Raw genomic sequence first — 25,598 nt, forward strand, 5'->3', positions numbered from 1 at the left:
TTGTTGTTATTATTAAACAAACAGGTTATATAATTGGTTAACTTTAAACCACAACAACCCAAATAAAACCATGAAAAAGTTATTACTACTTATTGCCGTTATTTTAACAGGCTCAATGGCGTACAGCCAAAACAAAGGACCTGTAGCTTGTTGCTATCCAACAGCCACGCAACGCTTTGCCATGCTGGCAAACAATCCTAAATTTGTTAAGGCACATCCTAATCCATTGCCTTTCCGCTTTCAAAGTGCTATAGCTAAAGCCATCACTTATAAAACCCCCGATGGCAAAACCGCTGTTGCTTATGAGTTGAAAGCCAAAAAAACAACTAATAATTATTTGCTGGTGGTACATGAGTACTTTGGGCTAAACGATTATATTAAACAGGTATCTGAAAAATTGTATAACGACCTGGGCAACGTGAATGTTATAGCCCTCGACTTATACGACGGTAAAGTAACCGCTGACCGCAATGAAGCAGCTAAATTAATGCAGTCCGTTAAAGAAGACCGCGCACAGGCTATTGTTAAAGGTGCCATTGCTTATGCTGGTAGCAAAGCGCGTATTGCTACCATTGGCTGGTGCTTTGGCGGTGGCTGGAGTTTGCAAACCACTTTGCTTGCAGGCAAACAAGCGGTGGGCTGCGTAATGTACTACGGTATGCCAGAACAGGATGTGGACAAATTAAAAACTTTGAATACAGATGTGCTTGGCCTTTTTGGTAATAAGGACCAGTGGATAAATCCGAAGGTAGTTGCCACTTTTGAAGAGAATATGAAGAAAGCTGGTAAAAAGCTAACTGTTTATAGTTACGATGCCGACCACGCCTTTGCAAACCCAAGCGGACCTAACTACAACAGCACAGCTGGCAAAGATGCTTACGCACATACTCTGGCCTTTTTAAAACCCCGGTTAAAGTAGCGTAATTTCGGAGTTCGGATTTTTTAAATGGTTCATGCCTGTAATTATAGGTATGAACTATTTTTATATAGTTAAAAATATGGCTAAACAAAGCGCGGGCATACTGTTATTCAGGTTGATAAGCAACAGCCTTGAAGTGTTATTGGTTCATCCCGGTGGGCCGTTTTTTAAAAATAAGGATTTGGGCAGTTGGAGTATACCGAAAGGCGAATTTTTGGATGATGAAGATGCTCTGCTGGCTGCCCGGCGCGAGTTTAAGGAAGAAACCGGCTTTGATATCACCGGCGATTTTTTAAAACTAAAGCCCGTTAAGTTAAAAAGCGGGAAAAATATACATACCTGGGCAGTAAAAGGCGATATTGATGCCGGTGCCATCGTGAGCAATACTTTTGAGATACAATGGCCGCCATCATCGGGTAGGATACAAGCATTTCCAGAAATTGACCGGGCAGCCTGGTTTACTGTAGACGGGGCACGAGATAAGATAAACCCGGCACAGTTTCCGCTGATTGAGGAGCTGCAAGTGATGTTAAGCAAACACACAACCCGAAAATTATAAAAGAGTCACTCAAAGGCGCCAGGACGCTAAGAAACGAGACATAAAAACTTTGCGCCTTTGTGTGCAAATCCTTTAACTTAATAGTGCTCGGGAGGGGGCTGAAGGGCCTGAAATATTTATTAAGCAGGCAAGTTATTAAACCCGCTTTTGCAGCTAAAGGTATAGTAAGGTATTTGTTTATAATCCTCTATATTTGCACCTCTTAAATTATAAAAATCATGATGGTATCAAAGTTGGCTCAAAACCTGCGGGGATCTGAAATTATTAAGATCGCGGGCGAGATCAATGAATTAAAAAGACAAGGACAGAATATTGCCAATTTAACCATAGGCGATTTTGATTCAAATATCTATCCTATTCCGGACGAGCTTAAGCAAGGTATTGTTGATGCTTATCATGCCAATCAAACTAATTATCCGCCTGCTGATGGCGTATTAAGTTTGCGCGAAAGTGTATCCGGCTTTATCACTTCAGAATATCATTTGGACTATAAACCAAACCAGATCCTGATTTCGGGCGGTTCAAGGCCGCTCATCTATGCCACTTACCTGGCCCTGGTTGATCCTGGCGAAAAGGTGGTATTCCCGGCACCATCGTGGAACAATAATCACTACTGCGATTTGTTAACTGCGGAAGCTACCATAGTACAAACCAGCCCCGAAAATAATTTTATGCCTACGGCCGATGAAATTCGTCCGCATTTAAAAGGGGCTGTTATGTTGGCCCTGTGTTCGCCGCTTAACCCAACCGGTACCATGTTCACCAAAAAAGCTTTGGAAGAAATATGCGACCTGGTTATCGAAGAAAATAAGAGCCGGAGCGCCGATGAAAAGCCTTTGTACGTTTTGTACGATCAGATCTATTCGCAATTAACCTTTGGGGTACACAAACATTACGATCCGGTTTCTTTACGCCCCGAGCTGAAAGATTACGTTGTATTTATCGATGGATCGTCCAAATGTTTTGCCGCCACCGGTGTTAGGGTAGGCTGGGGTTTTGGCCCGGCAGAAATTATCAACAACATGAAGGCCATTGTAGGCCACATGGGCGCATGGGCGCCAAAAGCGGAGCAGGTTGCCATGGCTTCGTTTTTAAAGGACAGGCCAAGTGTTACCAATTACCTGGACGCACTGAAAGAGCGCATTCAGGCCAGCTTGCAAGCATTATATAACGGCTTTATGGCGCTGAAGGGCGAAGGATTTTCGGTTGATGCGATTGAACCAATGGGTGCGATATACCTTACCGTAAAAATTGATTATACCGGTAAAACCACACCCGATGGTAACCTGATCAAAAACTCGGCAGATGTTAATTTTTACCTGATTAAAGAGGCTGGATGTGCATTGGTGCCATTCTCGGCCTTCGGTACTGATGACGATCTCACCTGGTTCCGCGCGTCGGTAGGCGCATGCGCTCTTGAAGAGATTCAGCAGATGATCCCGAGGATTAAAACTGCGTTAGCTAAGTTATAGTTTTAGAAGAGGCAAGAAGTGAGAATCAGGAAGTAAGAGGGTGGAGGGGAAGAGAGTAGAGAGTCAAGAAGTAAGAATCAGGAAGTAAGAGGTGATGCCTTTTCTTCTGGCTCTTACTTGTAGCCTCTTGTTTCTTACATCTCGCTTCTTGCTTCTCGCTTCTTACCTCTTGCTTCTTCTCACTAAGCTACTTTAGAGATATACTTTACCAGGCTTTTTTTAGCTACGGGTAACAGGGTTTGTTCCAGCGGAAAAGTTACTCCACTTTCTACATGGTAAACAGCCGGGTTGGGCAAATGCTTGTAGCGGTAAATCAAATCGCTTTTAATAGCTTCAGGTGTGTTTACCAGGTTTTGCTCATATACATCCACCAGGCGGGTATTAATGCCGCGGTATTTATCGTCTTTGGTTTCAAAAATGGTAATCTGGTACTCATAAACCCAATTGCCCTTCTGGCTGCCGTTGCGTAACGAGAAATAACCATGATAAGGGATGAGCGGAATTAACCCAACCGGATCAATATTGAGATTTCGCTCCACAAAATCATAGATTTCTTTACCCGTTTTAATTGTGGGGTCCATTTTATTAATGGCATAAGCTATAATCTGCTCAATTTCGAGCATCGAGCTATCATCCTGCACTATTTTTTTGTAGGTAAGTTTTACGGCGTCAATATCGGCCTTGGTTAACCTTTGCGGAAAAGCTTGTTGCAGGTGTGTTTTATTCTCCTTAAAACATACCAGGTTGTTGTAGTGAAATATCAAATCAGTTAAATTGGGATATAAACGGCTCTTATCAAAATGCCGGTTAATCTCCTGTAAATAGTCGAGCAGTACATATTTTTTATGCTCAAAATCTATGTAGCCCTCCACAAACCAATTAATTCCTAACGATTTCATTTTTGTAGCTCCTTTCCGGAGTTTAAATTACAAAAAAAAGGCCACTTTTGCATATGCCCAAAGGAACACTATTTTTAATTCCGGTTCCGCTTGCCGAAAACGCGGTAGCCAAATCACTTACGCCGTACCTGGTTGATACCATCAACAGCATAAACGAATACATTGTAGAAAACGAAAAAACAGCCCGGCGCTGCCTCAAAGAGGCCGGATTAAAAACACCGCAAAGCGAGTTGCTTATTCATGATTATGGAAAACACAACCGGAGCAGCGGCTTAGGCGAGTTTTTTGTGGGGCTTGAATCCGGAAAATCTGTTGGGTTGATGAGCGAAGCCGGTTGCCCCGGCGTGGCCGATCCGGGAGCCGATATTGTTGCCGAGGCGCATAAACGGAGCATTAAAGTGGTGCCACTTACCGGCCCGAGCTCTATTTTGCTCGCCTTAATGGCGTCGGGCTTTAACGGGCAAAGCTTTACATTTAACGGCTACCTGCCCATAGATAAGGCTGAACGCAGTAAACGGATCAAAGAGCTGGAGATGTTGGCAGAGCGGAATAACCAAACCCAAATTTTTATTGAAACGCCGTTCCGTAATAATTCATTGCTCGAAGAGGTTTTAAAGAGCTGTAACCCTAAAACCAGGCTGTGCATTGCTTGCGATATTACAGCGGATACCGAACTGATTAAAACCATGCCGGTTGCCAATTGGAAAAAACAAATCCCTGATTTGCATAAAAGGCCAACTATTTTTCTGCTGTTTCGTTCATAACAAATGAAACTTGCCACGCAACATACCTCTGTTTTAATTGTAGGTGCAGGCCCTTCGGGGCTGATGATGGCGGCTCAATTATTACGTTATGGCATCCAGCCAATTATCATCGACGATAAAAAAGGACCTACGGATCAGTCGCGTGCTTTAGCTGTACAGGCCCGCTCGCTCGAAATTTATCGTCAAATGGGCGTTTCAGACAGGGTTTTAAACGAGGGAAAAAAAGCTTTAGGGGTTGATTTTAGCCAGGAAGGTAAGCTGATGGCCGGGCTGTCGCTAAGCGATATGGGCGATCAGCAAACCCTGTTCCCGTTTTTGCTGATGTATCCTCAAAGCAAAAACGAACGACTTTTGCTTGATTTTCTTACTCAAAACTGCTGCCCTGTCTATTGGGATACATCTCTTATCTCTTTTAATCAGCAAGAAAAACATATTGACGTAGTACTGAAAAATGCCGGTGAAGAAATTGGCCTTAGCTGTGATTGGCTTATCGGCGCGGATGGCGCGCACAGCACGGTACGTAAACAACTTGGTATTCCGTTTAATGGCGATACTTACCAGCATGGGTTTTACCTGGCTGATATTACTTTGGAGCATCAGGAAGATGACCATATCCATCTTTTTTTATCGGATAGTGGCTTCGCGGCATTTTTTTTAATGCCCGAAGATAGGCGCTACAGAATAGTAGGCAGCCTGCCCCCCGAATTATCATCGATAGAAAAACTAACTCTCGGCGATATTGAGCCGCACCTCAAAAATATTACAAAAAACAAACTGGGTATTACCGAATGCCATTGGTTTACAACTTATCGCCTGCATCACCGCATGGCCGGGAGTTTTAATAACCAGCGGAGTTTTTTAATAGGAGATTCTGCGCATATCCATTCGCCGGTGGGTGGGCAAGGTATGAATACGGGCCTGCAGGACGCGTATAATTTAGCCTGGAAACTGGCAGGTGCCATTAATGGGCAGTATAACCCTGCACTATTAGATAGCTATGCCGCCGAGCGGATGCCTGTTGCCAGGGAGTTATTGAAAACCACAGATCGCGCTTTTAACTTTATTTTATCTGATGGCTTTTGGGCTGGGATACTCAAAAAATGGTTGTTGCCGAGTATTTTAAAAAAAGTATGGGGTAACGCCAAATTGCGTAAAACCTTTTTTACTAAAATATCGCAAATAGGAATCAATTATCGCGACAGCAAAATAAACCTGCATTTAAGCCAGTCCACCAAAATAAAAGCGGGTGACAGGCTGCCGTATCTTACGGTTTTTGACGAAAAAAAATTGATTGAAACCGACCTGCACGAATGGTGCAGTAAGCCGGGTTTTACTTTTATAGCGATGGGGCAGTTATCCGAAGGGGAGTTATTCAGGCTGGCGCGATGGATAACCCAAAACTATCCCGGTACCCTTAACTTTTTTTACCTGCCGCCAAGCAACAAAAACCGGCATGTTTTTAATGAGTTCGAAGTTACCGCCAGGCAGCAAAAAACATTGATTGTGCGCCCGGATATGTACATTGGGTTTATCAATGATGGCGTTGATATGGTTAAGATTGATAGTTATATGAAGAATGTGGTGGGGATGGTGAAGTGAGTGGGATATGTTGAACATAAATGCAAACTTGCTTGATCAAATAGATAGCCTTACCAAGGCCTGCACTACATTGCCAGGTTCGATTTGGAAGTTTGCCCAATTGTATAGAGATCACTTTACCGTATCTGCTGATACTGATTCTTGCTTAAGTTGTTGATTATCAGTATGGGTGTCATGCTGGTACTTCGTCAGGCTCAGTAGTCGAAGCAAGGTGCGGTGGCCTCTGCGAGCGCATACTGTTGTTGTTTTGTCTTCACAGGCTAAATCTTATAATGATGTCTTCTTAAGTTATTGATTATCACTGCGTATTTTTTTTCTGCAAAAAATCAGTATTCTTAATTTAGAGCCGGAGCCTTACTCAGTATGACACGCCCTTTTTTTGTGCGCGAAAGCGGTCATCCCGAGCCTGTAGAAGGACGTGCGGCATGGCCCTGTACGAGGTGTTTTTTTGATGCGGCTTATCATTTCGATTGCATAAGCCACTGATTGTCAATGCGTAAATTATTGCTCTAATATACAGTGTCACGTCCTGAAAAAGGTTTACACATTTTACTGATTAATCCTGTTTCAAGTTTACACTTTATTTTAGTCCTGTAATGGGTTTACAGTTTTATAAAGATAAAGAATAACTGTTGTTGTTTGCTTGTAGTGTTGGAATGTGGGAAACTCCTTCAGTTTTCCATATTCCAACACGTTTTTCTTTTTTTGCTTCTTTTTTTCTTTTTGTTATCTCCTTTCTTTTTGTTTAAAAGCTATGCCATCACTTTTGCTGTCGGATGGTTAAGCAGATTTCTCCACCGGCGCTTGATCGGGCCGGTTTGCGTGTGCGCCTTTTCCGGTGTCATCATATCCACGCTGCTGTGCGGCCTCATCCGGTTGTAAATATCGATGGCTATTTTTGCCGAACACTGCGCTTGATTACTATTCGAATAAGCATCTTCAAGCAGCTCCTGTTTAAGTATCCCGTTCACTCTTTCTGCAATAGCGTTGTCTTTGGGGTTGCCGCTTTGGGTCATGCTGATATTGATAGTATTAGATTTTAATAAGGTTACATAGCCGTCGCTACAGTATTGTGAGCCACGATCGGAATGATGTATTAATGGCTTATCGCTTGCCCTCCCTTTTAACGCCATTTCCAAGGCTGTCAGCGGCCCCTCTGCCGACAAATCAATATGCATACAGAAGCCAACAATCTTACGGCTATAAGCATCCGTTATCAGGCTCAGGTAAGCGAACTTCTTCTTTCTCAGACGTATGTAGGTAATATCACTTACCCATAACTCATCTGCGCGGCTTAACCTGATGTCCTTTATAAGGTCGGGATATTTCTTCATCCAGTGATTGGAATCTGTTGTTTGGGGCTGACTGCGCCTTCTCTTTACAATCAGTAAATCATTTTCCCGCAACAAGTCAAAAAGCAGATCCCTGCATATATACATGTCATGACCTTCCATAAATGGTTCCATCATCACATGCAGTTTCCGGCATCCAAGCCGAGGCTGAAAAGTACGGTGATAGAGTACTTGCTGGATAAGCAGGTCCTCCTCAAGCGATTTTTTGCCTGACAATTTCTGGTGCTGATAGTACGCCTGCGGTGAATGACCAAGCAGTCTGCAAAACCCACGAAGACCGCGTGGGCAACTTTGCATTTTCATTTGGACTGCCTGGTGCCATGTTTTTTTCGCAGGTCGATGCCGAGCTCCTTACTGGATATATCGAGCATAAAATCCTGCAACTCGATCTTTAGCCGCGCCTCGCGTAATTCCTTTTTCAGTAGATTTATGTCATCAGGTATCGGTAATTCTTCCTTCACCACCCGGACTATTTCTCTGGCTTTTTTTGGCTTATTATGTTTTGACATCACAATACGATGTACTTGATCACGGCTTATTCCGTACTTCGCTGCTAATATACGGTAACCTAATCCTCCTTCATTATGATCATAAAGGATTGCTGACACATTTTTATATTCCATTTTTGGTTTATTTAATGTGTAAACCTATTTCAGGACTAGACACAGTATTCTTAATTTAAAGCATCGGCACGCTCAATCGCCGCGTGAAGGGCTGTTACTTTTGTCTTGGTACAAAAAGAACCAAAAAAATCAAGACTGCCCGATCCTTCCGCCCACGGGCCAACTCCAGGCCCGGCGTGCAGTCAGGCTTTTGCGCACTTTTCTTTTTGCGCAAAATAGCTTACAGGTTTCGAATGTCATCCCTGTTTTTTTCCGGGCTGGCCGGATCGGATACTCGCAATGTCGATGGGATAAGAGGCTGATATTAATGAACTTATGCCATATCTGCGTGTCGTTGCCAAGTACGAAGCAATCTCTACTTAGGCAGATCGGCCATGCAAGTTCGCTCTGTATAGTTTAGAGATTGCTTCGTCGTTCCTCCTCGCAATGACGATGGGGTAAGTTGGGGGTAAAGAGCTGATTGTTAGTAATTACCGGCCGGCGTATAGTCGGGCCTTTCAAATTCTTTTAAAACTCCACTATCCTGAATTTACCCATGTATAGTTTCCTTCTTCCCATAATTCTTTACCACATTTGCTTCGTAGGCTAAAAAATCTTTCCATCTTCCGTCTACATCAATATCGCCGGCGTACTTTTTAGCCAGTCGCAAAAACATGGTATAGTGGGTGGCTTCGCTGATCATCAGTTCGTGGTAAAAAATGGACAGCTCATCATCATTGATATTTTCGGACAATACTTTAAAGCGTTCGCAGCTCCGGGCCTCTATCATGGCCGAAAACAACAACCTGTCAACCATTTGGCTTTGGCGGGTTCCGCCGTGCTTTAAAAACTTGTAAAGTTCGCCCACGTAATCATCTTTCCGTTCTTTGCCTAAATTGTATCCGCGTTTGATGATAATATCGTGTACGCGTTTAAAGTGGTCCATTTCTTCCTGTACAAGCAAAGCCATCTCCTGCACCAGGTCGGGGTAGTTGGGGTTTTGTACAATTAATGTAATGGCGTTGCTGGCGGCCTTTTGCTCGCAATAAGCATGGTCGGTTAGTAGCTCTTCAATATTGCTTTCCACAACGTTTTTAACCCATAGCGGGTCGGTAGGTAATTGCAGTTTTAGGATGGTTTTCTCGCTCACGAGAGCAAAGATAGGAGTTAGTTATGAAGACAAGAAGTGTCTTGCAGAGAACATCAATAAGGATGTTTTACTTACCTGTATAAACCCTTACTCTCAATAAATTTTAGCACCGGGTCGGGAACAAAAAACTGGACATTCTTTTTTTCGGCGATTGATTTACGGATAAATGTTGCCGATAGCTCCATTAAGGGCGTCATGGTGATATGTACGGAGGGGTGCGTAGCCAGATCAGTGTTTTCATATCCCGGACGCGGGTATACGTAGATCTGGTAGTCGCGCAGGATGAGTTTATAATTTTTCCACTTATGCAGCGATACCAGGTTGTCTGATCCCATAATCAGGGCAAAGGTATGCTCGGGATGTTTTTCTTTAAGCAGGGTGAGCGTATCGATGGTGTACGATGGCTGTGGCAGTTTTAGTTCAATATCGCTAACGCTTAGGTTTTCGCTATTGTCGGTAGCCAGGCGGGCCATTTCTAACCGGTCGTAAGTGTTAATCAGGTCGCCGTATTTTTTTAGCGGATTTTGGGGTGATACTACCAGCCATACTTTATCCAGATCGGTATGGTTGGCCATATAATTGGCTATAATTAAATGGCCGATATGTATTGGATTGAACGAACCAAATAGTAAACCGATCTTCATTGTGCCTGTTGCTGTTTTATGTTTTTAAAAAATCAGTAACTAACTGCCTGGCTTCCGCGCAAGCCGTTTCAAGATCGTAATTTTTTAGGATTATATCAAATTGAGGGGCATAATTCAGTTCTTTTTCGGCTTTTACAAAGCGTTCCTGCAGTTTTTCTTTACTATCGGTGCCGCGGCCTGTTAAACGTTCAATCAATACCTCTAACGATGGTGGCTGTACAAATATGGCCAGGGCATGCTCTTCGTATTTCCTTTTTAAGTGCAGGCCCCCTTCTACGTCGATGTCAAAAATCACATGCTTGCCTTTATCCCATATCCGTTGGATCTCCGATCGCAGGGTGCCATAAAAGGTGCCCGTATAAACTTCCTCAAACTCAACAAACTGTTTTTTGGCAATCCGGTGTAAAAACTCCTCGTTCGAGATAAAGTAGTAGTCTACTCCGTCCCGCTCATCGCCACGGGGCTTACGCGTAGTTGCCGAGATGGAAAATTCCAGGTCGGGTATATGGCCTAACAGGTGATGTACAATAGTAGTTTTACCAGCTCCGGAAGGCGCTGAAAATATGATGAGTTTACCTTGGGTCATGTATTCGGTATTGGGTTTTTGGGTATTAGTTATTAAGTTAATGAGTTATAGGTTATTACTATCCGGGTTTGCTTAAGCCAATAACCTAATAACCAATAACTGCTAACTAAAAAACTACAGCACGTTCAACAGTTGTTCTTTTATTTTTTCCAGCTCTTCTTTCATGCCTACAACTAATTTCTGGATGTTGGCATCGTTTGCTTTTGAGCCTATGGTATTGATCTCCCGGCCAATCTCCTGCGAAATAAAACCCAGCTTTTTGCCATTGGCATCGGCATTTTTAAGTGTTTCGATAAAATATTCGCAGTGGGTTTTAAGGCGTATCTTTTCCTCGGTGATATCAAGTTTATCGATGTAATAGATCAGCTCCTGCTCAAAACGGTTTTGGTCCAGGTTTTCGCGGCCCACGCTATCTGCTAAAAATTGGTTCAGCCTTTCACGGATTACAGGCACACGCTTAGGCTCCTCAATTTCAACCTTTTTAAGGTTATCCATAATAATGCCTATACGGGCCTTAATATCCTGCTCCAAAACATTCCCCTCATCTAACCTGAACTGCTGGAAAGCAGCTACAGCTTTTTGAAAAGTTTGCTCAACAATTTTCCATTCCTCGTCGGATACGGCATCATCATCATACTTAACCACTTCCGGTAAACCCAGTGCCAGCTGCAGCAGGTTAGAAGTTGGTTCGTTAAGCTCATCACTAACGGTTTTAAGCTGTTGGAAGTAGTGCTTTAACAACACGGTATCAATACCGGCCGCTTTAACAGCCTGGCTAACTTGTTCTATATTGATGGATAAGCTAACCTTGCCACGCTCCAATTGCTTGCTGCAATCGTTGCGTAACTGAAATTCTTTATCAGAAAACGATCTGGGGATCCTTAGAGTTAATTCAAGAAATTTACTGTTCAGGGATTTAATTTCAACGGTATATTTTGTGCTGCCCGAATCATAGCTGGCAAGTCCATACCCTGTCATGGATTTTATCATGTGCAAAGATAGAAATTTATTCAGGATACCTAAATACCCTTTAAAGTGATATTTAACAACCATTTAACAATTTTTGACATAGAAATAGTTATTTTTGAAAAATTGGATAGTTATAAAAAACAAATCGGCTTATATAAATGCACCTGCGCGGTGGTTGCAATACTGTTATGTTGTGTTGCTCTGTTGGCAAAAGCTCAAAACCAGGACTTTGTATTAAAAGGGGTGGTGTTAAAAAGCGGATCTAACCAGAGGATCAGCAAGGTATTGGTGGCTAACCTTAATAATGGCGCTATTGTAACAACGGATGATCTTGGAATTTTCCAGATCAAATGCGTAAAGGGCGACTCATTATTATTCAGGCAGAAAGATTTTGCTGACCAGAAAATAGGCATTATTACCGAGAATACCTTAATGGTGTACATGCAATCGGTAATTAACCTGAACCAGGTTGACATTAAAGGAGTTACCAAAAAGCAGGAAATGCAGGAGGTAATGAAACAGTACAACAGCCAGGGAATTTACAACAACGGAAAGGCAACTGTTGGATCAGTTGTTTCGAGCCCGCTGAACGGATTGTACGATTTATTGGGTGGCGGGCCTAAACATGCCAGAAGGTTTCAACGATACTCATCCAGCGAACTGGAAAATGCCGAGGTTGACAAGCGTTTTAATAAAAGCATCGTTGGGAAAATAACGGGGCTTAAAGACGAAGAACTAACTAAATTTGTAGAATCATACAAGCCATCCTACCCCGACCTGAAAGGATGGAACGATTACGACCTGATTAATTACATCAAAAAATCGTTTAAAGATTACCAGGACAATGGCCTGCGCCCCGGTTTACAGAAATTAAATTAAAGCCGATAAGGTTGTATTGTTAGGATTTGAGAAGTTGCTTACAAAAAGCTCCCCGATCTGGCCAGTCAGGGATATACTGAACTTGTATTAATTTCGCCTGTTTGCCATCGTAAACCAGACATAAAACTTTGCGCCTTAGCGTCTTTGCGGGCAAAATTCCTTAACTTAATAGCCGTTGGAGAGGGTTGGACGGGTGTTTCTGCGCTATGTATTAATTACGCTTGTTTGTTTAAACTCGCTGGTGTCTCCAGCAATATCAGGGTACTGAGAGTTTTTTTTAAATACTCAGCGCTTCGCAAGCCTTTTCAGCAGCTAATTTTTCAGCATTCTTTTTGTTAAACTCTTTGCCAACCCCTAAAACTTCGCCATCAATACTGGCCTGTATCGTAAACAATTTGGGGCTTTCCCCTTCTTTATTTTCAACCAGATCAAAGGATACATCTTTACTATGGCGCTGGCACCATTCAATCAGCTTACTTTTAAAGTTGCTTTCGGTTTGCTCCAGCTTATGGATATCGATATGCGATTTAATGATGTGGTTCACCAAAAAGTTTTTAGTGAAATCGTAGCCTTTATCTAAGTAAACCGCTCCTACCAAGGCTTCAAAAGCGTCGCCCAGTAATGAGCCCTGGCGGGTTGAACCAACCATGCGGCTATCATACTCTATCAATTGTTCAAAGCCTAATTTTCGGGCTAATTGGTTAAGATTTACCCGGCTTACTATTTTTGATCGCAATTCGGTTAAAAAGCCTTCGTCTTCGTAGGGATAAAGTTTAAAGAGAACCTCGGCCACAACACAACCCAAAATCGCATCGCCTAAAAACTCAAGGCGCTCGTTACTATTTTTTACGCCTTTTTTTACGTTTTGAGCCACCGATTTATGCCTGAAGGCTAATCGGTATAAAGACAAATTGCCCGGCACAAAGCCGAGCAAGTTTTTTAACGCTTTTACGTATTTTCTGTTAGGAGAAAAATAAAGTTTATAAACCCGGAGAATTGGCATCCAAAACGATTAATCCTGGTATTTAGTAAAAATAACCGACGCGTTATGACCGCCAAAGCCAAATGTATTGCTTTGTGCTGTTGTAACTAAACGTTCCTGGGCCTTATTGAAGGTAAAATTCAATCGAGGGTCAAATTCCGGATCGTCGGTAAAATGGTTGATGGTAGGCGGTACAATGTTGTGTTTTACCGCTAAAATGGCCGCAATGGCTTCAATAGCTCCGGCTGCACCCAGCAGGTGCCCCGTCATTGATTTGGTTGAGCTGATATTCAGTTTATAAGCATCCTCGCCAAAAAGGTTAACGATAGCCTTGGTTTCGCTAAGGTCGCCCAGCGGGGTTGATGTTCCATGAACATTGATATAATCAATATCGCTTGTTTTAAGGTTGGCATCTCTCAAAGCACCTGTCATTACCAAACGCGCGCCTAAGCCTTCCGGATGCGGAGCCGTAATATGATTAGCATCGGCACTCATACCTCCGCCAACAATTTCGGCATAAATTTTAGCACCACGGGCTTTAGCGTGTTCCAGTTCTTCCAGTATGATGGTGCCCGCGCCTTCGCCGGCCACAAAGCCATCACGATCCTTATCGAAAGGCCGCGAAGCGGTTGCTGGGTCATCATTACGTGTAGATAAGGCATGCATAGCATTGAAGCCACCCATGCCTGCCTCGTTAATAATAGCTTCTGAGCCGCCGGAAATGATGATATCGCTGATACCCAACCTCAAATAGTTGAAGGCATCAATGAGTGCATTAGTAGATGACGCACAGGCGGAAACGGTTGAAAAATTGGGTCCGCGTAAACCATATTTGATAGAGATATGGCCTGGAGCAATATCCGCTATCATTTTAGGAATAAAAAACGGATTGAAACGTGGTGTACCATCACCTTTGGCAAAGTTAATCACTTCGTCCATAAAGGTTTTTAAGCCACCAATACCAGATCCCCAGATTACACCTATGCGGTTAGTATCGAGCTTGTCAAAATCAAGCCCTGCATCAACTACGGCCTCATCGGTCGCAAATAACGCATACTGCACGAAAGGATCGAGCTTTCGTGCTTCTTTTCTTCCTAAGTAACCGTCGGCATCAAAGTTTTTTACTTCGCAGGCAAATTTTGTTTTGAACTTTGAGATGTCAAAACTCTTGATTATATCAGCGCCACTCACCCCCTTGATCAACGAGTTCCAGTAATCTGGTACATTGTTGCCAATAGGTGTAAGTGCGCCGAGCCCGGTTACTACAACTCTTTTGAACTCCATACTAATTGTAGTGGCGGAGTTTATTTAACGTTTTTTTCAAGGTAAGCGATAGCTTGACCTACAGTACCAATTGTTTCTGCCTGATCGTCAGGGATGGCAACGTTAAATTCTTTTTCAAACTCCATGATTAATTCCACGGTGTCTAATGAGTCAGCACCAAGGTCGTTTGTGAAACTTGCTTCTGGTGTAACTTCACTTTCGTCAACACCTAATTTTTCTACGATAATAGCTTTTACTCTTGAAGCGATATCAGACATAGTCTTTTATGATTTAATGATTAATAAATTCTGTGCAAAGAAAAATAAATTCTGTCAATTATCAAATCTAAAATCTTTTAGCCACATAATAACATAATTGTGTGCCAAAGGTTGATCAATTCCATTAATTTATTTTGCGGATTTTTTGCTAAAGGTACTCACGAAGTTTTGTCTGGGCAGCTATTCAGCAATTTATTTTTCCACAATATCGCTTTAAAGCCGCTTTAACCTTATTATCAGCACAATGCTAATAGGTTATGGCGCGTTTTTAACGCATTTATATTTTTAAATGATGATACATCAAGGTTTCATTCGTACTTTTATTGCCACTTAATGTATTGAGTTTTGAATAAAAAAGTACTGAAATTTGAGATCGATCTTGATTTTGTGCTCCTCGCCATCACATCATCATTGAAAGATTACCGGCTTTGTTACATGGTTAACAGGGATCTTAATTTCAATTTCGTTAAATCAGAAGATCTTTTTCTTCATCCGTTGCACGGCGAAGCGCCCTCGTATTTCTCATTTTATAAATATTGCTGGGAGAGCAGCGAGACTGAATTTTACCTGATATCCAATAAGGGATCGGAAGGATATCTTATTCCGGAGATGAACAAAACGGATTATTTGCTGATGATTAAAAATTATATCGATGTTAACGATCTGGAAGACATTGTTTTACGTCTTAATCGTATCCCCGAAATTGTAGCGGCGGTGAAGGTTGATCCAAAAAAAATAAAATCACGAGAAAATCTGCTATTTTAGCGGCATATTTGCATGGTGTAATAAGTACACTATATGACTGAAAGTTATAGATAACCTAAATATTATGAAAGTTTCAAACAACCGGACTAAAATTGTGGCAACATTGGGGCCCGCATCCGTAAAAAAAGACGTTTTATTATCAATGATTAAGGCTGGGGTGAACGTTTGCCGCCTCAACTTTTCGCATGGAAAGGCTGAAGACCACCAAAAAGCGATTGATACTATTCGTGAAATTAACGAGAAGTATAAAATAAATGTAGGTATCCTGGCCGATTTACAAGGCCCCAAAATCAGGATAGGCCTCGTTAAAGACGGTGGAATCCACCTGGTAAATGGTACACGCATCAACATGACGACTAAGGAGTGTATTGGCGATGATAACCAGATTTACATTACTTACGACACTTTTCCACAGGATGTACACGCCGGCGAAATTATTTTGCTTGACGATGGTAAGATCCAGATGAAGGTAGTTACCACTAACCGTAAAGATACCGTAGTTTGCGAAGTAGTGCATGGCGGTATTTTAACATCGCGTAAAGGTGTTAACTTGCCTAATACTAAGGTTTCTATCCCAAGCTTAACAGAAGAGGATTTGGTAAACCTTAATTTTGCATTGCAAAATGATGTAGAATGGATAGGCTTATCGTTTGTACGTACTGCCGAGGATATTATCGACCTGAAACGTATCATCAACCGTAGTGGTAAATCATCAAGAGTGATTGCCAAGATTGAAAAACCCGAAGCGATATTAAACATTGATGCTATTATTGCCGCTACAGACGGTGTGATGGTTGCACGTGGCGATTTAGGTGTTGAAATGCCTTTAGAAGAAGTTCCGTTGCTGCAAAAAATGATTGCCCGCAAGTGTCGCGCAGCTTCAAAACCGGTGATTATTGCTACCCAGATGCTCGAATCAATGATCACTACGCCACGCCCTACCCGCGCCGAAGTAAACGATGTTGCCAACTCTGTACTGGACGGCGCCGACGCCGTGATGCTTAGTGGCGAAACTTCGGTAGGCGAATTTCCGCTGATCGTTATTGAAACCATGGCTAAAATTGTTCATAATGTAGAAGAATTAGGCTATCCTTTTAACTCGCCAAAAGATTCGCCAATTAACCCGGCTAATATTATCGGCGATGCTGTTTGCAGTTCGGCCGTGTTTTTATCTGAACAAACTAATGCCGTGGGTATCGTTTCCATGACAGTTTCAGGTTATACCGCTTTCGAAATTTCAAGTCACCGCCCTAAGGCAGCAACCTATATCTTTACGTCAAACCGCAATCTATTAAATGCGATGAGTTTAGTTTGGGGTGTAAAGGCTTTCTACTACGACAAACTGGAAAGTACTGATAAAACCATTAGCGACGTAAATAACATATTAAAATCTGAAAGCTTAATTGAAAATGGCGATATCGTGATTAATACCGCTGCTATCCCAATTGCCAAGCAAGGCAAAACCAATATGCTAAAAGTGACCGTTGTTGAATAAGCGATAACTAACAGCAAACAAAAGCGAGGCCGTGTCAAAATGGTGTGACCCCAAAAAGTTGGACAGTTTACAAAATTAAGTTTTTTGTACGAGAGCTCGGTATTCCACCGGGCTCTTTCCATTTAACCTGTTTTTTATTCTTTCATTGTTATAGTAATGAATGTATTCTTTTAACGAAGTTATAAATTCTTCCGCAGTTTCAAAGCTCTGTTTGTACAGTAATTCTGTCTTTAAGATCCCAAAGAAGCTTTCGGCCAAGGCATTATCCAAGCAGTTTCCCTTTCTGGACATGCTTTGAATAATTCCATGTTTTTCCAAAGCCTTTCTATATCCATAATGTTGATATTGCCACCCTTGGTCAGAGTGAAAAATAAGTCCCCTTATATCTTTCACTTTATCAAAAGCCTCATATAACATTTCATCTATCATCTGCATATTTGGAGATTTTGAAATACTATAAGAAATGACTTCCCCGTTGAACATGTCAATTATAGGAGATAAATAGATCTTCTCCCCTTTAATGTTCATCTGAGTGACATCCGTAGCCCATTTCTGATTAGGCAGATTTGCCTCAAAATCCCTTTCAAGTACATTAGGGGCAATTTTACCAACCTCACCTTTGTATGAGCGATAACTTACTTTCCTGATATTGCATTTTAGGCCTAATGTTCCCATCAATTTTTGGACAGTCTTGTGATTTATGCTATAACCCCGGTTCTTCATTTCGGCGGTGACCCGCCGATAACCATATCTGCCTTTATGCAAGTGGTATATACTTGCGATCTCTTCTTTTTCATGCTTGTATTTATCATCATTTAGGCGCTTGCGATGATAATAAAATACAGAACGAGCCATCTGTTTGCAATCCAATAGAATTGAAACATCATGTTCGGGCCTTAGTTCTTCGATGGCTTTTGCCCACTCATGCGTTCGCGGGCTTCTTTTTCCTTGACTAAGGCCGTGACTTTTTTTAATAGTGCGTTCTCCGCCCGCAAACGGCTATTTTCCGCCTGGAGCTTCTCTACTTCTGTTTCAGGTTCAAGCTTCTTTGATCTTCCCATGCATTTAGGTGGTCGTCCAGGATTCTTTTGCTGGTATAGTACTGCATATCCCTCAACCCGTACTGATCTTACCCAGCGCTCTAAAGCAGTCTTGCTTAATCTATATTCCAGAACAACCTGATTTAAAGGTACTTTTTTTTCTATGACAAGCCTTACAACTTCTTCTTTGAAATCAGGCGTGGGCTTGACGTTAGGTTGTTTGAGCAGCCCACTTTCGCCATAAAGATCATATTTCCGAACCCATTCCAATATCATGCCTTCACGGATATGGCGTTCGCGGGATATCCGTAGAATCGGCTTTCCCTTTCTTACTTGAGAAACTACATCAAGTTTCTCTTCAAATGTGTGCTTTGACATAAATAATAAACCCCAAAAGTTTTTGTCTAACTTTTGGGGTTCACTTCAAAATGGACAAAGCCTTTTTTTATGTGGTATGGCCATAAAAAACCAGTTGCTAAAACACCGGCTGATGTTGTTTTAAATCATTAAAAAAACTAAATTATTTAAAACACTTCGGCCGTACAAACCTTTATAAATAGCCTGTCAAGGTTACCGAAGTAATAGTTCCAACATAAAATAATGATCCTTATCATGCTTTTTAATTTTTCCATAACATACTTTTGACTTTCAATAATTTAGATAGTTTAATCTGGATTAAAACTCCGATTTATGGTTTTTGTTGTATTAGCCCGCCCGTTTTACATTTTAACAAATGCCAGTCTCTGTAAAATCAGACATCCATTTTTTCATAGTTACCAACATGATATTAATTTATATTTCAGCAGTTTGGCAGTTTCCGGTGCCAGCAGACCCCGATAGTTCACAGGTTGTTGAAAACTATAAATTAAAAATAGTACCCTATAGGTTAAATTCGTTACCCAATCCCCTAAGGTTTTTATTTTTCTAAAAACTTCAAACACACGTATATATGACTAAAGATATTTCAAAAAAAAACGGCATCAGCGGTAAAGGGCTGAAAATTGACAGATACTTCAGTAAAGAAGGTGTAAATGTGTATAACCAGTTTAACTATGAAAAACGATCGTCGGTGATACGAAATCCCTCGGGCGACGCCGTTTTTGAAATGAATGATGTTGAAGTTCCGCAGGCCTGGTCGCAGGTGGCAACGGATATATTGGCTCAAAAATACTTTCGTAAAGCAGGCGTGCCTCAGCCCGATGGCACAACCGGGTATGAGAAAAGCATTAAGCAGGTAGCCCACCGTATGGCCAATTGCTGGAAAGATTGGGGCATGCGTTATGGCTATTTTGCCACCCCTAAAGACGCAGATATATTTTACGATGAATTAGTTTATACCCTGGTTGGGCAGTTGGCTGCGCCCAACTCGCCTCAGTGGTTTAACACGGGTTTATATAGCTCCTACGGTATCAGCGGTAAACCGCAAGGGCATTATTATGTTGACCCGGTGACGGCAAAGCTGGAGAAATCAACATCTGCTTATGAGCGCCCTCAACCACATGCCTGCTTTATACTTTCTGTTGACGATGATTTAGTGAACGAGGGGGGCATTATGGATCTTTGGGTTCGCGAAGCCCGTATCTTTAAATATGGATCGGGTGTAGGTACAAACTTCTCTAAAATACGTGGCGAAAGCGAAAAGCTTTCGGGCGGCGGTTATTCATCCGGCCTGATGTCTTTCCTTAAAATAGGCGATCGCGCCGCCGGGGCCATCAAGTCAGGTGGTACTACCCGCAGGGCCGCCAAAATGGTTTGCCTTGATCTGGACCACCCCGAAATAGAAAGTTTTGTGAATTGGAAGGTTGAAGAGGAAAAAAAGGTGGCAGCTTTAATAGCCGCAGGATACTCTTCGGATTATGAGGGCGAAGCCTACCGCACTGTTTCTGGGCAGAACTCAAACAACTCCGTGCGGATTCCTAATAGTTTTTTCAATGCATTGAAGGAAGGAAAACAATGGGATTTAACAGGCCGTATGAATGGCCGTGTTATTAAGTCAGTATCGGCGCAAAAACTTTGGGACGATATTGCTTTCGCGGCCTGGGCCTGTGCCGATCCTGGGGTACAATACGATACTACAATTAACGAATGGCATACCTGCCCCGAAGGTGGCAGAATCAACGCATCAAACCCATGCTCAGAGTATATGTTCCTGGATAATACAGCCTGTAACCTGGCCTCTATTAACCTGGCTCATTATTTTGATGCGGATACACGCGTATTTGATGTAAAGGGCTTTGAACATACTTGCCGCATCTGGACTATTGTATTAGAAATATCTGTGTTAATGGCGCAATTCCCCTCTAAAGATGTAGCCCAGTTATCTTACGATTACCGTACCCTGGGTTTGGGTTACGCTAATTTAGGATCGGCATTGATGGTGAACGGAATCCCTTATGATAGTGATAAAGCACGGGCCATAGGTGGCGCCATTACTGCTATCATGACGGGCACTGCCTATGCTACTTCGGCCGAAATGGCCCGCGAGATGGGGACGTTTAGCAAGTATGCCGAAAATAAAGAACATATGCTGCGCGTAATGCGCAACCACCGCTATGCGGCCTATAACTCTACCGAGAATTACGAAGGGCTGGAGATTGCGCCTCCGGGAATTGATCAGAAATATTGTCCGGATTATTTACTCTCTGCTGCCTGCAATGCCTGGGATAAGGCGGTTGAAATGGGCGAGCAATATGGGTACCGTAATGCACAAACCACGGTTATTGCGCCCACCGGAACCATTGGCCTGGTGATGGATTGCGATACCACAGGGATTGAGCCGGATTTTGCGCTGGTGAAATTTAAAAAATTATCTGGTGGAGGCTATTTCAAAATTATTAACCAGGCGGTGCCTGCGGCTTTAAAAAACCTGGGTTATAAAGAACACGAAGTTACAGCCATCATTAACTATGCTAAAGGAACAGCTACTTTAAACGGCGCTCCACATGTTAATTTGAATTCGCTTAAAGCAAAAGGCTTAACGGATAGTGAGCTCGAAAAACTGGATAAAGCGGTGGTATCAGCATTCGAGATCAGTTTTGCATTCAATATCTGGACGTTGGGTGAAGATTGCCTGAAACGTTTGGGCCTGACAGCGGAACAGTATAATGCACCGGATTTTAATTTATTGCGCGCATTGGGTTATAGCAAAAAGCAAATTGCGGAAGCTAACGAATACATCTGCGGCAACATGACCGTTGAGGGCGCACCTTATCTTAAAACAGAACATTACCCTATATTTGACTGTGCCAATAAATGCGGTGCTAAAGGTGAGCGTTACATCCATGCCCATGGCCATATTAAAATGATGGCATCGGCACAGCCGTTTTTATCAGGCGCTATTTCTAAAACCATTAATCTGCCACACGAAGCCAAGGTTGACGAGATTAAGGATTGCTACCAACTATCATGGCAATTAGGTTTAAAGGCAAATGCCCTTTACAGGGATGGTTGTAAGTTATCCCAACCGCTATCAACCAAGTCTGACCAGAAGGAAGAAGCCGATGATAAACTGGATACCGTAGAGGAAGTATTAGGCCAGGCCGCCAATGTAAAATTGAGCGATTTAACTCCCGATCAGGTTTTGGAAGCGGCTATCGCCATTATGGAGAAATCAAAAGATACGGCCTTTATGCGCCAGTTATCGCGTGTGGTACAAAAAAAGAACCTGCCTTACAAACGCCGCGGCTTTACTCAAAAAGCAAGTATTGATGGGCAAACCGTATTTGTACGCACCGGTGAGTATGAAGACGGTACCCTGGGCGAAATATTTGTGGATATGCACAAAGAGGGTGCAACCTTCCGCTCGCTAATGAACTGTTTTGCCATAGCCGTATCGGTTGGTTTGCAATATGGTGTGCCGCTGGAAGAATATGTAGAGAAATTTACCTTTACACGTTTTGAGCCTGCCGGTATGGTGGTAGGCCATGCTAATATTAAAAGTTCAACCTCTATTATTGATTATATCTTCAGAATGTTAGGGTACGAGTATCAAAACCGTACCGACCTGGTACATGTTATCACAGAGCAGAATGGCATTACGGGCAATCCGCAGATGGAAGACAGTGATTTTAATACTGATGTAACCAATGTTTACGAACCGGTTCAATCTAACCCGGCAACAAATGGTAAATTGCAGTTAAGTGTTGATTTGAGTATGGGAGTGCAAAGCGATGCACCAAGCTGCAATGTTTGCGGCCATACCACCTTACGCTCAGGTACCTGCTATAAGTGTTTAAACTGTGGCAATAGTATGGGGTGTAGTTAAACAACGGAGCTAAGCCAGCTTTATATAAATTAAATGTGAATGGAGCCCCGCTTTCTGGCGGGGCTTTTTTATACAAAACTAAGAGCTGTATTAAATTAATTCGCCATAATGGCGTTGCTGCAGCTATTGCTCAATAAGTCTGGGGATGGTTAAGCTGCTACGTTTTTCTTTACAATGCGGGATGCTATAAATGCAAATAAACCCTGTACCAACCCAAACAAAATGCCCGAAAGTATTCCTGTTACTATCATCGCTAAAACAATGTGCTCTTTCATCGGCATCATTTTAATCATTTCGGGATGATGGGCCGCATACGATGGGTAGAAGATGGTATGCGATGCCGTAAGCCATACGCTGTTGAGTACGCTTACAAAAAAACCATGGGCAAAATATTTTGTGGCACAAACTTTGGCTATAAGATAGGCGCAGATGACAAAAATAGGCAGCCAAAAAAAAGGCTCTGCATAATCAGGGATGAGTGAAATTGTTCCGAAGGCCATGATGAGGCCTAATAAGGATAATTGAAAAATGAGCTTCCAGTTCATTACGGGGCGATTAATCAGAGATATGCTTTAAATATAAAGCTAATTTTTAGTACAAGCAATGGTTTTTAATCAATCTTAAATTATCTAACAGATACTACTATATTTAAAACCTAATAATAACAAAACATTTTATGACCTGGTATGAAGATGAGGTAAAAAGCCTGGAAGAAAAAAGATCAGAATACGCGTACCCTCCGGAAACAATATTTTACGGGAGTTCGTCCATAAGGCTATGGGAAACCTTGTCAACAGATTTTAGCGATTACAAACCAGCAAACCTGGGCTTTGGCGGATCAACACTCGCAGCCTGTGTTTGGTTTTTTGATAGATTGATTACCCCTTTGAAGCCCCGGCGCATCGTTTTTTACGCCGGCGATAACGATCTTGGCGACGGAAGAAACGCAGAAGAAGTTTTTATATTTTTTCAGCAATTAATGGTTCGCATTCAGCAAAATTTTGGCGATATTCCTTTCGCATATATTTCGGTTAAACCGAGCATATTAAGATGGGGTATTAACGATAGGATCAAATACACCAATCAATTGATAGCTGATGAAATTAAAAAGCATAACAATGCTCAGTTTTTAGATATTTATTCGCAAATGACTGACGAAGCAGGATATCCGAAGCGAGAGCTTTTTATGGCCGACGGCCTCCATTTAAATGCCAAAGGTTACGATATATGGCGTAGTACTGTATTAAAGTATTTACAAAATTTATAATACGCTTAATCATTTGTTTACATACAGCGTAGATTTACTGATTAGATTTGAATCGGATCATGCAAAGGGCATATTTTAAATGGTTTAGTCCGGTATTGAAAAAAGACATGGAACTGCTGGTGTTTGGCCACGCGGGTACCCGTGTATTGTTTTTTCCTACCCGGGCGGCCCGTTTTTATGATTACGAGAACTGGAAGGTTATTGATGCCATAAAAGATAGAATTGAAGCAGGCGAAATGCAAATTATTTGTGTTGACAGCGTAGATCATCAAAGCTTTTACAACCGCAGCATCTTCCCGGCCGAGAGGATACGCAGGCATATGCAATACGAGCAATATATTACCCAGGAAGTATTGCCGTTTTCAGAGGAAAATAATCCCGGCTCATCTTTGTTTGTGGCCGGTTGCAGCCTTGGTGCTTACCATGCTGTAAATATCGCATTTAGGCATCCGCATTTGTTCACCAAAGTAGTCGGTATGAGCGGTAGGTATGACCTTACCGTGGCACGAGGTGTTTTTTTAGATCTGTTTGATGGTTATAGTGATGAAGATGTTTATTTTAACATGCCAAATCAATACCTTTCCAATTTAAAAGATCCGGATATTTTAAATCAATTAAAACAATTAGAGATTATTATTGCTATAGGAATTGAGGATGCATTTTTAGAGGATAGTAAGAGTTTGAGTAGTATTTTGTGGAGTAAACAGATCTGGAACGCGTTGTATATTTGGGATGGTGAAGCGCATAAAGCAAAATTTTGGAGAAAAATGGTGCAGATTTATTTTTAATCCCGCTTTTTCATTATTTATATATCAATTTCTTTCCTGTTATTGTGCAACTAATTTTATTTAATATACTTTTGCTAAAACATTAAAATTTAATTAATAACAAACATGAACATTTTTGTAGGTAGTCTTCCGTTTAAAGTTGAAGAAAGTGAGTTAAAAGAGGTTTTTGAAGAATTTGGTGAAGTTACTACGGTAAAGATTATCACTGACAGGGAAACAGGCAGAAGCAAAGGTTTTGGCTTTATTGAGATGCCAGATGATGAGGCAGCTCAAAAAGCGATATCAGAAGTAAACGGTGCTGAACTTTATGGCAGAACCATCGTTGTAAACCAGGCTGAAGAGAAGAAAGACAGGCCATCAGGTGGCGGCGGTTACAGCCGTGGCGGTGGTGGTGGTGGCGGTTACAACCGCGGTGGTAGCGGTGGCGGTTACAAAGGCGGCAGCGGTGGTGGCGGCGGTTTTAAAAGATAGTTACCTGTTTTAATAAGGGAGTATTACCACGGTTTTCCTCTTTTCTTATATTTAACATTTTCTTTTAGCTCAATTTTAACGGCATTACCGTAATAAATATTAACCCTACCAGCAATGGCCCCGTGTTACTGGTAGGGTAATTTTAAATGGAGCTCACACTTTTAAGTGCTTCCGCAAGAACCGCATTGCAATTCCAAATTATCTTAGTGGCTTAAAAAGTTTAGCCAAACCTATAAAAGTTTCGTCTGTAATACTTTCAGGGGCTTCAAACTGACGTTTGATCAATTCCAGTGAGAATGCAATACTTCCTTGAGTGGTTTTTACGATCACGTCATGATGGTTAACCGCATGCCCTTTATAATCGCCAATAAGGGGATCATATTGAGATAGCCTGATTAATAATTCAACAATGGCGTAAGTAGGTAAGGTGTTTTTTGTCACGCCACAAAGGTAGTTAATATAGCGAATACCTTAAATTAACATTTTGTTAACCATGTGTGCGTGTGTTAACATGCTTCGTTTTATTAACAACCGGCATTTTATGCCTCATCGAAAAATAAATTTAAATTATTTTAGTTTTAAAACTCTCTA

At 41.9% G+C, this 25,598-nt stretch carries 26 protein-coding genes; 12 read left to right on the forward strand and 14 right to left on the reverse strand.

Annotated elements, in window-relative coordinates; all coding sequences use genetic code 11:
- Positions 1 to 70: 70 nt before the first annotated feature.
- The 3 genes from MUCPA_RS18115 to MUCPA_RS18125 all read left to right on the forward strand — a co-directional run bounded on the left by MUCPA_RS18115 (position 71) and on the right by MUCPA_RS18125 (position 2,950).
- Positions 71 to 919 (forward strand): dienelactone hydrolase family protein, encoded by an 849-nt coding sequence (locus MUCPA_RS18115; protein ID WP_008508365.1) that lies wholly within the window; start codon positions 71 to 73, stop codon positions 917 to 919.
- 79 nt (positions 920 to 998) lie between these two features.
- Positions 999 to 1,478: an NUDIX hydrolase gene (locus tag MUCPA_RS18120; protein ID WP_040627643.1), complete on the forward strand. Its 480-nt coding sequence runs from the start codon at positions 999 to 1,001 to the stop codon at positions 1,476 to 1,478.
- Positions 1,479 to 1,696: 218 nt separating this feature from the next.
- Entirely contained in the window at positions 1,697 to 2,950 is a 1,254-nt protein-coding gene (locus tag MUCPA_RS18125; protein WP_008508368.1) for a pyridoxal phosphate-dependent aminotransferase, read from the forward strand.
- Positions 2,951 to 3,132: 182 nt separating this feature from the next.
- On the opposite strand, the gene MUCPA_RS18130 is transcribed toward MUCPA_RS18125, so the two are convergent.
- Entirely contained in the window at positions 3,133 to 3,849 is a 717-nt protein-coding gene (locus MUCPA_RS18130) for a hypothetical protein (protein WP_008508370.1), read from the reverse strand.
- A 53-nt stretch (positions 3,850 to 3,902) separates the two neighbouring features.
- On the opposite strand from MUCPA_RS18130, the gene MUCPA_RS18135 reads away from it, so the two are divergent.
- Positions 3,903 to 4,613 carry an SAM-dependent methyltransferase gene (locus MUCPA_RS18135; protein ID WP_008508371.1) on the forward strand — a complete coding sequence of 237 codons (711 nt, stop codon included), beginning with the start codon at positions 3,903 to 3,905 and terminating at the stop codon, positions 4,611 to 4,613.
- A 3-nt stretch (positions 4,614 to 4,616) separates the two neighbouring features.
- Positions 4,617 to 6,212, forward strand: coding sequence for an FAD-dependent monooxygenase (locus MUCPA_RS18140; RefSeq protein ID WP_008508372.1), 1,596 nt, complete (start codon positions 4,617 to 4,619; stop codon positions 6,210 to 6,212).
- Between the two features lie 752 nt (positions 6,213 to 6,964).
- Here MUCPA_RS18140 and MUCPA_RS18145 read toward each other — a convergent pair.
- The 6 genes from MUCPA_RS18145 to MUCPA_RS18170 form a co-directional block, all read right to left on the reverse strand.
- The gene (locus MUCPA_RS18145; protein ID WP_008503962.1) at positions 6,965 to 7,867 is read right to left on the reverse strand and encodes an IS3 family transposase; all 903 of its coding nucleotides are present in this window, start codon (positions 7,865 to 7,867) and stop codon (positions 6,965 to 6,967) included.
- On the reverse strand, positions 7,864 to 8,187 hold the full coding sequence (locus MUCPA_RS18150) for a hypothetical protein (RefSeq protein WP_008503961.1): 324 nt from the start codon (positions 8,185 to 8,187) through the stop codon (positions 7,864 to 7,866). Before MUCPA_RS18150 ends, MUCPA_RS18145 begins: the two co-directional genes overlap by 4 nt.
- Positions 8,188 to 8,716: 529 nt before the next feature.
- Positions 8,717 to 9,316 (reverse strand): tRNA-(ms[2]io[6]A)-hydroxylase, encoded by a 600-nt coding sequence (gene miaE / locus MUCPA_RS18155; protein ID WP_008508373.1) that lies wholly within the window; start codon positions 9,314 to 9,316, stop codon positions 8,717 to 8,719.
- A gap of 71 nt (positions 9,317 to 9,387) precedes the next feature.
- Positions 9,388 to 9,960, reverse strand: coding sequence for a nicotinate (nicotinamide) nucleotide adenylyltransferase (gene nadD / locus MUCPA_RS18160; RefSeq protein ID WP_008508375.1), 573 nt, complete (start codon positions 9,958 to 9,960; stop codon positions 9,388 to 9,390).
- Between the two features lie 16 nt (positions 9,961 to 9,976).
- Entirely contained in the window at positions 9,977 to 10,546 is a 570-nt protein-coding gene (gene gmk / locus MUCPA_RS18165) for a guanylate kinase (protein WP_008508377.1), read from the reverse strand.
- A 114-nt stretch (positions 10,547 to 10,660) separates the two neighbouring features.
- Complete coding sequence (locus MUCPA_RS18170) at positions 10,661 to 11,524, reverse strand: YicC/YloC family endoribonuclease (RefSeq protein ID WP_040627648.1); 864 nt, start codon at positions 11,522 to 11,524, stop codon at positions 10,661 to 10,663.
- Between the two features lie 114 nt (positions 11,525 to 11,638).
- Here MUCPA_RS18170 and MUCPA_RS18175 point away from each other — a divergent pair, with 114 nt between their 5' ends.
- Complete coding sequence (locus tag MUCPA_RS18175; RefSeq protein WP_169316186.1) at positions 11,639 to 12,394, forward strand: hypothetical protein; 756 nt, start codon at positions 11,639 to 11,641, stop codon at positions 12,392 to 12,394.
- Between the two features lie 277 nt (positions 12,395 to 12,671).
- On the opposite strand, the gene rnc is transcribed toward MUCPA_RS18175, so the two are convergent.
- The 3 genes from rnc to MUCPA_RS18190 are packed head-to-tail and all read right to left on the reverse strand — an operon-like array spanning position 12,672 to position 14,917.
- The gene (rnc, locus tag MUCPA_RS18180; RefSeq protein WP_008508383.1) at positions 12,672 to 13,397 is read right to left on the reverse strand and encodes a ribonuclease III; all 726 of its coding nucleotides are present in this window, start codon (positions 13,395 to 13,397) and stop codon (positions 12,672 to 12,674) included.
- A 9-nt stretch (positions 13,398 to 13,406) separates the two neighbouring features.
- On the reverse strand, positions 13,407 to 14,660 hold the full coding sequence (fabF, locus tag MUCPA_RS18185) for a beta-ketoacyl-ACP synthase II (protein WP_008508384.1): 1,254 nt from the start codon (positions 14,658 to 14,660) through the stop codon (positions 13,407 to 13,409).
- A 20-nt stretch (positions 14,661 to 14,680) separates the two neighbouring features.
- Entirely contained in the window at positions 14,681 to 14,917 is a 237-nt protein-coding gene (locus tag MUCPA_RS18190; RefSeq protein ID WP_008508386.1) for an acyl carrier protein, read from the reverse strand.
- A gap of 345 nt (positions 14,918 to 15,262) precedes the next feature.
- Here MUCPA_RS18190 and MUCPA_RS18195 point away from each other — a divergent pair, with 345 nt between their 5' ends.
- On the forward strand, positions 15,263 to 15,682 hold the full coding sequence (locus MUCPA_RS18195) for an IPExxxVDY family protein (RefSeq protein ID WP_008508387.1): 420 nt from the start codon (positions 15,263 to 15,265) through the stop codon (positions 15,680 to 15,682).
- A gap of 64 nt (positions 15,683 to 15,746) precedes the next feature.
- Positions 15,747 to 17,177, forward strand: coding sequence for a pyruvate kinase (gene pyk / locus MUCPA_RS18200; RefSeq protein WP_008508388.1), 1,431 nt, complete (start codon positions 15,747 to 15,749; stop codon positions 17,175 to 17,177).
- Positions 17,178 to 17,252: 75 nt separating this feature from the next.
- Here pyk and MUCPA_RS18205 read toward each other — a convergent pair whose 3' ends face one another.
- A complete protein-coding gene (locus MUCPA_RS18205) occupies positions 17,253 to 18,152 on the reverse strand; it encodes an IS3 family transposase (RefSeq protein ID WP_157544057.1) in 900 nt (299 codons plus the stop codon).
- Entirely contained in the window at positions 18,074 to 18,595 is a 522-nt protein-coding gene (locus MUCPA_RS18210) for a helix-turn-helix domain-containing protein (RefSeq protein ID WP_008503751.1), read from the reverse strand. The genes MUCPA_RS18205 and MUCPA_RS18210 overlap by 79 nt, the downstream gene beginning before the upstream one ends.
- Positions 18,596 to 19,166: 571 nt before the next feature.
- On the opposite strand from MUCPA_RS18210, the gene MUCPA_RS18220 reads away from it, so the two are divergent.
- Positions 19,167 to 22,481, forward strand: a complete 3,315-nt coding sequence (locus MUCPA_RS18220; RefSeq protein ID WP_008508391.1) for a vitamin B12-dependent ribonucleotide reductase — start codon at positions 19,167 to 19,169, stop codon at positions 22,479 to 22,481.
- A gap of 149 nt (positions 22,482 to 22,630) precedes the next feature.
- On the opposite strand, the gene MUCPA_RS18225 is transcribed toward MUCPA_RS18220, so the two are convergent.
- Positions 22,631 to 23,026, reverse strand: coding sequence for a hypothetical protein (locus MUCPA_RS18225; RefSeq protein ID WP_008508393.1), 396 nt, complete (start codon positions 23,024 to 23,026; stop codon positions 22,631 to 22,633).
- Between the two features lie 131 nt (positions 23,027 to 23,157).
- Here MUCPA_RS18225 and MUCPA_RS18230 point away from each other — a divergent pair, with 131 nt between their 5' ends.
- The 3 genes from MUCPA_RS18230 (at position 23,158) to MUCPA_RS18240 (ending at position 25,007) form a co-directional block, all read left to right on the forward strand.
- Positions 23,158 to 23,748: an SGNH/GDSL hydrolase family protein gene (locus MUCPA_RS18230; RefSeq protein WP_008508394.1), complete on the forward strand. Its 591-nt coding sequence runs from the start codon at positions 23,158 to 23,160 to the stop codon at positions 23,746 to 23,748.
- 59 nt (positions 23,749 to 23,807) lie between these two features.
- Entirely contained in the window at positions 23,808 to 24,536 is a 729-nt protein-coding gene (locus MUCPA_RS18235) for an esterase family protein (RefSeq protein ID WP_008508395.1), read from the forward strand.
- Positions 24,537 to 24,641: 105 nt separating this feature from the next.
- Positions 24,642 to 25,007 (forward strand): RNA recognition motif domain-containing protein, encoded by a 366-nt coding sequence (locus MUCPA_RS18240; RefSeq protein ID WP_008508397.1) that lies wholly within the window; start codon positions 24,642 to 24,644, stop codon positions 25,005 to 25,007.
- 198 nt (positions 25,008 to 25,205) lie between these two features.
- Here the strand turns inward: MUCPA_RS18240 and MUCPA_RS18245 are convergent, their stop codons facing one another.
- Positions 25,206 to 25,448, reverse strand: a complete 243-nt coding sequence (locus MUCPA_RS18245; RefSeq protein ID WP_008508399.1) for a hypothetical protein — start codon at positions 25,446 to 25,448, stop codon at positions 25,206 to 25,208.
- Between the last annotated feature and the right edge of the window lie 150 nt (positions 25,449 to 25,598).

Source organism: Mucilaginibacter paludis DSM 18603, assembly GCF_000166195.2.
Taxonomy (GTDB): domain Bacteria; phylum Bacteroidota; class Bacteroidia; order Sphingobacteriales; family Sphingobacteriaceae; genus Mucilaginibacter; species Mucilaginibacter paludis.

Bases quoted from the DNA above. Each gene is read 5' to 3' on its own strand.
- MUCPA_RS18115 (WP_008508365.1), top strand. From the start codon at position 71: ATGAAAAAGTTATTACTACTTATTGCCGTTATTTTAACAGGCTCAATG.
- MUCPA_RS18120 (WP_040627643.1), top strand. From the start codon at position 999: ATGGCTAAACAAAGCGCGGGCATACTGTTATTCAGGTTGATAAGCAAC.
- MUCPA_RS18125 (WP_008508368.1), top strand. From the start codon at position 1,697: ATGATGGTATCAAAGTTGGCTCAAAACCTGCGGGGATCTGAAATTATT.
- MUCPA_RS18130 (WP_008508370.1), bottom strand. From the start codon at position 3,849: ATGAAATCGTTAGGAATTAATTGGTTTGTGGAGGGCTACATAGATTTT.
- MUCPA_RS18135 (WP_008508371.1), top strand. From the start codon at position 3,903: ATGCCCAAAGGAACACTATTTTTAATTCCGGTTCCGCTTGCCGAAAAC.
- MUCPA_RS18140 (WP_008508372.1), top strand. From the start codon at position 4,617: ATGAAACTTGCCACGCAACATACCTCTGTTTTAATTGTAGGTGCAGGC.
- MUCPA_RS18145 (WP_008503962.1), bottom strand. From the start codon at position 7,867: ATGAAAATGCAAAGTTGCCCACGCGGTCTTCGTGGGTTTTGCAGACTG.
- MUCPA_RS18150 (WP_008503961.1), bottom strand. From the start codon at position 8,187: ATGGAATATAAAAATGTGTCAGCAATCCTTTATGATCATAATGAAGGA.
- nadD (WP_008508375.1), bottom strand. From the start codon at position 9,960: ATGAAGATCGGTTTACTATTTGGTTCGTTCAATCCAATACATATCGGC.
- gmk (WP_008508377.1), bottom strand. From the start codon at position 10,546: ATGACCCAAGGTAAACTCATCATATTTTCAGCGCCTTCCGGAGCTGGT.
- MUCPA_RS18170 (WP_040627648.1), bottom strand. From the start codon at position 11,524: ATGACAGGGTATGGACTTGCCAGCTATGATTCGGGCAGCACAAAATAT.
- rnc (WP_008508383.1), bottom strand. From the start codon at position 13,397: ATGCCAATTCTCCGGGTTTATAAACTTTATTTTTCTCCTAACAGAAAA.
- fabF (WP_008508384.1), bottom strand. From the start codon at position 14,660: ATGGAGTTCAAAAGAGTTGTAGTAACCGGGCTCGGCGCACTTACACCT.
- MUCPA_RS18190 (WP_008508386.1), bottom strand. From the start codon at position 14,917: ATGTCTGATATCGCTTCAAGAGTAAAAGCTATTATCGTAGAAAAATTA.
- pyk (WP_008508388.1), top strand. From the start codon at position 15,747: ATGAAAGTTTCAAACAACCGGACTAAAATTGTGGCAACATTGGGGCCC.
- MUCPA_RS18210 (WP_008503751.1), bottom strand. From the start codon at position 18,595: ATGTCAAAGCACACATTTGAAGAGAAACTTGATGTAGTTTCTCAAGTA.
- MUCPA_RS18220 (WP_008508391.1), top strand. From the start codon at position 19,167: ATGACTAAAGATATTTCAAAAAAAAACGGCATCAGCGGTAAAGGGCTG.
- MUCPA_RS18225 (WP_008508393.1), bottom strand. From the start codon at position 23,026: ATGAACTGGAAGCTCATTTTTCAATTATCCTTATTAGGCCTCATCATG.
- MUCPA_RS18230 (WP_008508394.1), top strand. From the start codon at position 23,158: ATGACCTGGTATGAAGATGAGGTAAAAAGCCTGGAAGAAAAAAGATCA.
- MUCPA_RS18235 (WP_008508395.1), top strand. From the start codon at position 23,808: ATGCAAAGGGCATATTTTAAATGGTTTAGTCCGGTATTGAAAAAAGAC.
- MUCPA_RS18240 (WP_008508397.1), top strand. From the start codon at position 24,642: ATGAACATTTTTGTAGGTAGTCTTCCGTTTAAAGTTGAAGAAAGTGAG.